Here is an 8,202-nt window from a genome sequence, read left to right as displayed (position 1 = left end):
GCCGCGATGGCGCGGGGCGGGTTCCTCACGGACGCCGCCGGGTTCGACGCCGGGTTCTTCAAGATCCCGCGCCGAGGCGGCCGCGATGGACCCGCAGCAGCGGCTGCTGCTGGAGACGTCGTGGGAGGCGGTCGAGCGGGCCCGCATCGCCCCGGACGCGCTGCGCGGCAGCCGCACGGGCGTGTTCGCGGGGGTGATGGGCAACGACTACGGCGCGCTGCTGGCCGCCCGCGCGCGGCCGGTGTCGCGCACCTGCTGACCGGCAACACCGCGAGCGTCGCGTCGGGCCGGGTCGCCTACGCGCTCGGGCTGGAGGGGCCCGCGGTCACGGTCGACACCGCGTGCTCGTCGTCGCTGGTCGCGGTGCATCTGGCCGCGCAGTCGCTGCGGGCCGGGGAATGCGACCTCGCGCTCGCGGGCGGCGCCACCGTGATCGCCGCGCCGCTGATCTTCGAGGAGTTCGGCCGGCAGGGCGGCCTCGCCGGGGACGGCCGGTGCAAGGCGTTCTCCGCGGCGGCGGACGGGACGGGCTGGGCCGAGGGGGCGGGCGTGCTGCTGCTGGAGCGGCTGTCGGACGCGCGCCGCAACGGCCGTCGCGTCCTCGCGGTGGTGCGGGGCAGCGCGGTCGGCCAGGACGGCGCCAGCAACGGGCTCACCGCCCCGAACGGGCCCGCGCAGGTCCGGGTGGTGCGGCAGGCGCTCGCGTCCGCCGGGCTCGCGCCCGGGGACGTCGACGCGATCGAGGCGCACGGCACCGGCACGCCGCTCGGCGACCCGATCGAGGCGAACGCGCTCGAGACGGTCTTCGGGGCGGGCCGCGAGCGCCCGCTGTGGCTGGGGTCGGTCAAGTCGAACATCGGGCACACGCAGGCCGCGGCGGGCGTCGCCGGGATCATCAAGACGGTCCTGGCGCTGCGGCACCGGCTGCTGCCCCGGACGCTGCACGCCGAGGAGCCGAACGAGCACGTCGACTGGGCCGCCGGGACCGTCCGGCCGCTGACCGAGCCGGTGCCGTGGGAGCCGGGCGACCGGCCGCGGCGGGCGGCGGTGTCGGCGTTCGGGATCGCCGGGACGAACGCGCACGTGATCATCGAGGAGGCGGCCGCCGCGGGCGGCGCCCGGACGCCCGGCCGGAACCGGCGGGCGTCCCGGTGCCGTGGCTGCTGTCGGCGAAGACCGGACCGGCGCTGCGCGAGCAGGCCCGCCGGCTGCTGCGGCTCATGGCGGACGGGCCGGACGTCCGGGACGTCGCGCATTCGCTCGCCGCGACCGCCGCCGCGTCCGGCACCGCGCGGTCCTGCTCGGCCGGTCCCGCGCGGAGCTGGTGGAGGCCGCCGAGGCCTCGCCGCGGGCGAGTCGCGCCGGGCCTGGTCACCGGCACGGCGGGGCCGCGCCGCAAGGTCGCGTTCGTGTTCCCCGACGGGGAACGCGAGCCGGTGTCGCCGGGGGCGCTGCCGGAGGCGTCCGCGCTCTTCCGGGACCGGTTCGCGGCCTGCGCCGCGGCGTTCCCGGACGGCCCCGCCGCGCGGCACATCGCGACCCTGACGCGCTCGCGGACCTGTGGCGGGCGCACGGCGTCCGCCCGCACGCGGTCACCGGGACGGGCACGGGGCTGGTCGCCGCCGCCTGCGCGGCGGGCGACCTCACCGTGGCGGAGGCCGCCGAGCTGGCGGCGTCCGGCGGCGCCGCGCCGGGACGGCCGGGTGCCGAGGAGCTCGCGGAGGGCGGGCATCTGCTCGTCCGGCTGGACGGCGGGGACGGGTTCCTCGCGGCGCTGGCCGGGCTGCACGTGCGGGCGCGGACGCCGCTCGACTGGTCGGCCTGGACGGCGGGCGAGCCGATCGACCTGCCGACCTACCCGTTCGCACACCGCCGGTACTGGCCCGACGCCGAACCGCCGGCCGGCCCGCACGAGGACGGGACGACCGGCGGCGCGGCGGCCGGGGAGCTCACTCCTTCACGGCGCTGACGAACCGTTCGATCTCCGACACCGGCAGGTCGGCGCGGCCGGCCGGGGCGAGGTAGCGGGCCACGAACTCGTCCCGGCCGACCTGCTCGCGTTCCGTCCAGCCGTACTCGGCGAGCAGGGCGGCGACGTTCTCGGGGGCGATGCCGAAGCGCCACGTCCCGCCGGTGCAGAAGTGCCGGTAGACCGGCTCGGCGCCGTACATGGCGTCGCCGTTCACGAAGTCCTCGCGGACGAACGTGAAGATCAGCCGGCTGCCGGGCGCCGCGCCGGACAGGAACCCGAGGGTCGCGCGGACGCCGTCCGCGGCGAGGTACTGGGTGACGGCCTCCCAGACGAACATCGTCGGCTCCCCGATGCGGAAGCCGCGCGCGGCGAGCGCGGGCGCGAGGTCGGCGTCCTCCAGGTCGAGGCCGAGCAGCCGCGCGCGGGCGGGCACCTCGCCGAAGACCGCGCGCAGCCGTTCCCGCTTGTAGTCGGCGTTGACCGGCATGTCGACCTCGAACGCGGTGCCTCCGGCCGGGAGCACCAGCCGGTACGGGCGGGTGTCCAGCCCGGCGCCGAGGAAGACGAACTGCCGGATCCCCGCGTCCAGTGCCTCCCGGACCCGCTCGTCCGCGTACCGCTTGCGGCACAGGATGCAGCCCCAGACGCCGGGCGCGATCCGCTCGTTCTCCCGGAACGTCCGCTCGCGGCGGGACGGCAGCCGGGCCGCGTGGACGGTGAGGCGCTGCCGGGGCGGCAGGAAGCGGACCGCGAGCGGGTCCAGCACCACCCGGCGGCCCGCGGGCTGGTGCTGCTCCACCCCGACGATCAGGACGGGACGGAACGCGGTGCGGACGGCGGCCGGAGCTCGCGCGGACATGGGACCCCCTCGGGAGAGCCGACTCGGATACGGACCCAGGTTTCGCGCACCGGTTCGCGCGGGGGTCGCGTCCCGGTCGAGCCGGGAACGCGAGCACCGCTCAAGTCCACCGCCAGCGGCCGCGGCGAGCATCGGCGTACCCGACGAACGGAGACGGCAATGAGACGGACCGCATATCCGCTGATCGCGCTGGGGGCCGCCGTGACGGTGACGGCCGCGGCGCTGCCCGGCGCGGCGGCGACGCGGCCCGGAGGCGCCCCGGTCGCGCTGTCCGGCCCGAGCCCTTTCGCCTCCTGCGACGCCGACCACGGCGGCGACGCCATCGACCTCAACACCGAGGTCGAACCGTGGCTCGTGGTCAACCCGCGCGACCCGCGCAACATGGTGACGGCGTGGCAGCAGGACCGGCGCGCCCGCGGCAACTCGCGCGGCGTCGTCGTCGCGTCCACCCGCGACGGCGGGCGCACCTGGGACCGCAGTGTGCTGGAGGGCTTCTCGATCTGCTCGGGCGGCACCACGCAGAAGGCGGGCGGCCCGTTCGCCGCGTTCGGCCCGGACGGCGTCGCGTACGTGAGCGCGCCGTCGCTGGAGAACCCGGGCGAGTCGGCGATCCAGGTCGCCCGGTCCGCGGACGGGGGCCGGACGTGGTCGGAGCCCTAGCGTGGTCGTCAGCCACGACATCACCGCGTTCTGGGACGACAAGCCGTCCATCACCGCCCATCCGCGGCGGCCCGGGGTCGTCTACGCCGTGTGGAACCGGCGGAACATGACGTCCGGCGAGCACGAGACGATGCTCGCGGTCAGCACGGACGGGGCGCGCAGCTGGGGCGAGGAGCGGGTGGTCCACCGCTCCGACTGGCCCGAGCAGGGCGCGCTCGGCAACCAGATCGTGGTGCTGCCGGGCGGCACGCTGCTCAACGTGTTCCTGGAGAACGAGTTCCCGATCGGCGGCCCGCCGTGGCCGACGGAGAACCGCGACGAGCGGCTCCGCGTGATCCGTTCGTCCGACGGCGGCGAGAACTGGTCGGAGCCGGTCACCATCAGCACGCACAAGCTGAACGACCCGGTGCTGCCGGACGACGGCCGGGCCGTGTCCGCCAACGGGATCCTGCCCGAGATCGCCGTCGACCCCCGCACCGGGTTCGTCCACGTCGTCTGGGCGGAGAACGGGCTGTCGGAGAGCGCGAGCGCGATCGGGATGTCGTCGTCCCCGGACGGCGGCCGCACCTGGTCCGAGCCGCGGCGGGTCGACCGGACGCCCGAGAGCGGGCGCGGCGGCAACGGGCAGGCGATCCTCCCGCAGGTCGACGTCGCCCCCAACGGCACGATCGCGATCACCTACTACGACTTCCGGGAGAACACCCCGGAGGCCGGCACCCCCACGAGCCTGTGGATGACCACCTGCCGCGGCTGGTGGTGCGCGTGGACGTCGCACGGGTGGCGGGAGCGCAAGCTCGCCGGGCCGTTCGACCTGGAGAAGGCCACCACGTGGGACGGGCAGCCGCTGCTCGGCGGCTACTACGGCCTCGCGAACACCGGGAGCTCGTTCGTGTCGGCGTTCGTCGCGACGAGCGACGACCCCGAGAACAAGCAGGACGTCTATTTCACGCGCACGCCCGCTTCGCCGGGGCGGTGACGGAGAGGAGGTGAGGCCGGAGGCAGGCGAGGGGCGCGGCGGCCGCCCGGAGGGTCACCCGTACAACGGCCGCCGCCCCTTCCGTACCCGGCCGCGCGTCCCCCGGCCGCGCGTTCCGCACAACGGCCGCAACACAGGGAGTCGACCATGACGGACGTGCTGGGCACCGCCGTGCTCATCGGGTCGGGGCTGATCGCGGGCGTGCTGTTCGCCGTCGCGCTCAGCACCGTCCCGGCGCTGATGGCCATGCCGCCGGACCGCTACATCTACACGCACAAGCTGCTCGGCCGGAACTGGGACCCGACCATGCCGATCATCGTGCTCGGCTCCACCGTGCTCGACGGGACGCTCGCCGTCGTCGCGGACGGCGCCGCCCGCTGGGCGTTCCTCGCGGCGGCGGCGCTGCTGTTCGCCGTCTCGGTGGTGTCGCACCTGTGCAACGTGCCGATCAACAAGCAGATGCGGGTGCTGGACCCCGACGCGATGCCCGCCGAGTGGTCCGACCCGCGGCCGCGCTGGCGGTCGTGGCACCTGCTGCGGACGTCCCTGGCGATCGGGGCGCTCGGCCTGAACAGCATCGCGCTCGCCCTCGTGTGATCCGCGTGATCCGCTTGATCCGCGTGAGGGCGCGCGGCGGCGCGCGACAGAGAAGGACGGTGATCCCGTGACAGCGCCCCAACAGGAAACGACCGAAGCCGACGACGCGGACGACGCGGCCCGCTCGGCCGATTCGGCCGATTCGGCCGACTCGATCGACTTCGATCCGTTCGACCCGGCCTACCGGGCCGACCCCTACCCCTACTACCGGCGGCTCCGCGACCGGTCGCCCGTCCACCGCACGCCGCTGGGGCACTGGCTGCTGACCCGGCACGAGGACTGCACCGCGGTGCTGCGGCATCCCGGGTTCGGCCACGGCACCGGGCAGGTGCTCGACCAGAACACCTTCCGCCGCCCCGTGCGGGGACGCGCCCGCCCGTTCATCCTGCTCGACCCGCCGGAGCACACGCGGCTGCGCTCGCTGGTCAACAAGGCGTTCACGCCGCGGCGGGTGGCGCGGCTCGAACCCCGCGTCCGCGAGATCGTCGACGGGATGCTGGACGACCTCATCGACGCCGGCGAGGTCGACTTCATCGACGCGTTCGCCTACCGGCTGCCGGTGAGCGTGATCAGCGAGATGCTGGGCGTCCCGGCCGCCGACCGGGACGCGGTGCGGGAACTGTCCACGCTCGTCGCGCGGGGCGTCGACCCGGACTTCCAGCTCTCCAAGGAGCAGCTGGAGAACCGCGACCGCGCGTTCGCCGAGTTCGACGAGTACTTCCGCGGGCTCCTCGCCGAGCGCCGCGCCCGCCCGTCCGACGACCTGATCAGCGCGCTCGTCCAGGCGGGCGACGGGGCGGAGCGGCTCACCGAGCCGGAGCTGCTCACCACCTGCATCCTGCTGTACGTCGCCGGGCACGAGACGACGATGGACCTGCTCGGCAACGGCCTGCTGGCGCTGCTGCGGCACCCGGCCGAGCTGCGCCGGTTCGGCGCCGACGTCGACGGGCTCGCCGAGTCGGCCGTCGAGGAGTTCCTGCGCTACGACCCGCCCACCCAGCTGTCGCGGCGGACCGCGCTGGCCGACGCCGAGATCGGCGGGCGGCGCATCGCGGCGGGCGAGCAGGTCGTCATCATGCGCGGCGCCGCGAACCGCGACCCGGCGGTGTTCGCCGACCCGGACCGCCTGGACATCGGGCGTCCGGACAACCGGCACCTGGCCTTCGACGGCGGCATCCACTACTGCCTCGGCGCGCCGCTCGCGCGGCTCGAAGGACGGGTCGCGTTCGGCGCGGTGGTGCGCCGCGCGCCGCGCATGGAGCCCGCCTTCACGGAGCTGCGCTACCGCGACAACCTCATCATCCGCGGCCTCGCCGAGCTTCCGGTGCGGCTGCGTTCCTGACGGACGCCCCGGCCCGCCCGGGGTGTCCGCGACGACCCGTTCACGATCATCTGCGAGGGAGCGACCATGCCGTTCGCGGCCATCACCTACGACATCAAGCCCGGATGCGAGGAGGAGATCGCGGAGATCTTCGGCGACTTCAAGAGGGTCCGCAACCCGGCCGTCCGGGACGGCTCCGGGCGGGAGGTGGGCCGTGTCCTCGGCACGGCGCTGTTCATTCGGGACGACACGATGGTCCGGTTCATCCAGTACGAGGGCGGGATCGAGGACGTCGCGCGGTTCATGGCCGCGCAGCCGGGCGTGCGGGAGGTCGAGCGGCGGCTGAAGCCGTACCTGGCGAGCCCGCGCGACACCGACACCGTCGAGGGGTTCGTGGCGACGTTCACCGAGAGCAGCATGCGCTGCATCTCGCAGCTCTTCCCCGAGAGCACGGGCGCGGCCCGCTGAGGCCGCCCCCGCCCACGGGAGCGCCCCGTGGCCCGTCAGGCGGGCCACGGGGCGTTCGCGTGCGCCGGGACGTCCTCAGAACCGCCCGATCTCGACCTGCACCCGCTCGACGGCGCCCTCCGGGCCGTCCTCGGACCGTTCCTCCGGCGGGTCGGGCGGGACGGTCCGCGCCGGCGTCCGCGGCCGCGGCGCGGGCCGCGCGCCGGGCCGGACGTCGATACGCGCGCCGGAACGGCCCGCCTGCGGGAGGCGCTCGGGTCCGGCGATGACCTGCTCCAGCCGTTCGCGGGCGTAGATCCGGCCGAGTTCGGGGAGCGCGTACCGGAGCCCGCCGGCCGGATCGTCCCGGACGATCTGGAGGAAGTGGCTCTCCACCAGGCGGGCCAGCACCGCCTCCGCCGACGCCTGGTCGCGGCCCAGCAGGTCGGCCGCCCAGGACGCGGTGAACGGCCCCGGGGGAAGCAGGGCGAGCAGTTGGAAGACCGAGCGCTCCAGGTCCTCCAGGCGGGCGTAGCCGGCGTCGTAGGCGGCGCGCGGGTCCAGGTCGCCGATGCGCAGCGCGTTGAACCGGTCGGCCGGGTCCGCCAGCTCCTGCGCGAACCGCTCCAGCGGCCGGGCGGGACCGGCCAGCAGCCGGGCCCCGGCGGCGCGCAGCGCCAGCGGCAGGCCCCCGCACATCTCGACGATGCGGACGGCCGCGTCCCGTTCCATCTGGACGCGGCACTCGCCCGCGATCCGGGCGAGGAGCCGCAGCCCGCCCTCCGCGGACAGCTGCTCCAGCAGGAGCGTCGCCGACGAGGGCAGGCCGTGCGCGCGGCCGGTGACGATCGCGGCGCACTCCCGCCCCCACGGGACGAGCGGGATGACCTGACCGGCGGAGGACGCGTCGTCCAGGACGACGAGGACCCGCCGGGAGACGCTCCAGCCGCGGAACTGCTCGACGCGCTCGTCGGCCGTGGCGGCGATCTCGTCGGGCGCGAACCCGACCGCGGTGAGGAACTGGTGGACGACGGTGCCCGCCTCGACCGGCCGGCCGCCGCTCCCGCCGAGCTGCGCGAACAGGACCCCGTCCGGGAAGGACGGCCCGATCCGGTGCGCCAGCCGGATCACGAGCGCGGTCTTGCCGATGCCCGCCATGCCGACGACGGCGGCCACCTGCACCGTCCCGCGGTCGTCCTCGCCGAGGACGGTGTCGGCGAGCCGCTCCAGTTCCTCCTCGCGGCCGGTGAAGTCGTCGATGTCGGGAGGGAGCTGCACGCCGGGCGCACCGGCGGCCGACACGGCGGGCGCGAGCCCGGACGGCGCGGTTCCGGACGGCGCGGTTCCGGACGGCACGAGCCCGGACGGCG

At 75.6% G+C, this 8,202-nt stretch carries 10 protein-coding genes; 8 read left to right on the top strand and 2 right to left on the bottom strand.

The annotated features are described in order from the left end of the window. The 3 genes from BJF79_RS65815 to BJF79_RS53785 all read left to right on the top strand — a co-directional run. On the top strand, positions 1 to 259 hold a 259-nt coding region (locus tag BJF79_RS65815; protein ID WP_316043441.1), incomplete at its 5' end, for a beta-ketoacyl synthase N-terminal-like domain-containing protein. Continuing rightward, positions 253 to 1,545, top strand: coding sequence for a polyketide synthase (locus tag BJF79_RS65810; RefSeq protein WP_316043442.1), 1,293 nt, complete (start codon positions 253 to 255; stop codon positions 1,543 to 1,545). The genes BJF79_RS65815 and BJF79_RS65810, both read left to right, overlap by 7 nt. Before the next feature lie 103 nt (positions 1,546 to 1,648). After that, positions 1,649 to 1,969, top strand: coding sequence for a hypothetical protein (locus BJF79_RS53785; protein WP_075901481.1), 321 nt, complete (start codon positions 1,649 to 1,651; stop codon positions 1,967 to 1,969). On the opposite strand, the gene BJF79_RS26755 is transcribed toward BJF79_RS53785, so the two are convergent. Further along, positions 1,950 to 2,831: a class I SAM-dependent methyltransferase gene (locus tag BJF79_RS26755; protein ID WP_075901480.1), complete on the bottom strand. Its 882-nt coding sequence runs from the start codon at positions 2,829 to 2,831 to the stop codon at positions 1,950 to 1,952. The genes BJF79_RS53785 and BJF79_RS26755 overlap by 20 nt on opposite strands. Positions 2,832 to 2,990: 159 nt before the next feature. Here BJF79_RS26755 and BJF79_RS53780 point away from each other — a divergent pair, with 159 nt between their 5' ends. The 5 genes from BJF79_RS53780 (at position 2,991) to BJF79_RS26730 (ending at position 6,853) form a co-directional block, all read left to right on the top strand. Then, complete coding sequence (locus BJF79_RS53780) at positions 2,991 to 3,491, top strand: sialidase family protein (protein ID WP_075901479.1); 501 nt, start codon at positions 2,991 to 2,993, stop codon at positions 3,489 to 3,491. 1 nt (position 3,492) lies between these two features. Next, a complete protein-coding gene (locus BJF79_RS26745) occupies positions 3,493 to 4,467 on the top strand; it encodes a sialidase family protein (RefSeq protein ID WP_075901478.1) in 975 nt (324 codons plus the stop codon). Positions 4,468 to 4,614: 147 nt separating this feature from the next. Continuing rightward, complete coding sequence (locus tag BJF79_RS26740; RefSeq protein ID WP_075901477.1) at positions 4,615 to 5,064, top strand: DUF1772 domain-containing protein; 450 nt, start codon at positions 4,615 to 4,617, stop codon at positions 5,062 to 5,064. Positions 5,065 to 5,131: 67 nt separating this feature from the next. Next, on the top strand, positions 5,132 to 6,406 hold the full coding sequence (locus BJF79_RS26735; protein WP_083733960.1) for a cytochrome P450: 1,275 nt from the start codon (positions 5,132 to 5,134) through the stop codon (positions 6,404 to 6,406). Between the two features lie 66 nt (positions 6,407 to 6,472). Next, on the top strand, positions 6,473 to 6,853 hold the full coding sequence (locus tag BJF79_RS26730; RefSeq protein ID WP_075901475.1) for a SchA/CurD-like domain-containing protein: 381 nt from the start codon (positions 6,473 to 6,475) through the stop codon (positions 6,851 to 6,853). A gap of 75 nt (positions 6,854 to 6,928) precedes the next feature. Here BJF79_RS26730 and BJF79_RS26725 read toward each other — a convergent pair. Further along, a partial coding sequence (locus BJF79_RS26725; protein ID WP_075901473.1) for an NB-ARC domain-containing protein occupies positions 6,929 to 8,202 on the bottom strand: 1,274 nt, incomplete at its 5' end.

The organism is Actinomadura sp. CNU-125 (assembly GCF_001942465.1).
In the GTDB taxonomy this organism is placed as follows: domain Bacteria; phylum Actinomycetota; class Actinomycetes; order Streptosporangiales; family Streptosporangiaceae; genus Spirillospora.
The sequence above is the reverse complement of the archived record's forward strand: the minus strand, read 5'-3'. Positions and strand labels throughout refer to the sequence as shown.

Coding starts and splice junctions, on each gene's coding strand:
- BJF79_RS26755 (WP_075901480.1), bottom strand. CDS start 2,831: ATGTCCGCGCGAGCTCCGGCCGCCGTCCGCACCGCGTTCCGTCCCGTC.
- BJF79_RS53780 (WP_075901479.1), top strand. CDS start 2,991: ATGAGACGGACCGCATATCCGCTGATCGCGCTGGGGGCCGCCGTGACG.
- BJF79_RS26740 (WP_075901477.1), top strand. CDS start 4,615: ATGACGGACGTGCTGGGCACCGCCGTGCTCATCGGGTCGGGGCTGATC.
- BJF79_RS26730 (WP_075901475.1), top strand. CDS start 6,473: ATGCCGTTCGCGGCCATCACCTACGACATCAAGCCCGGATGCGAGGAG.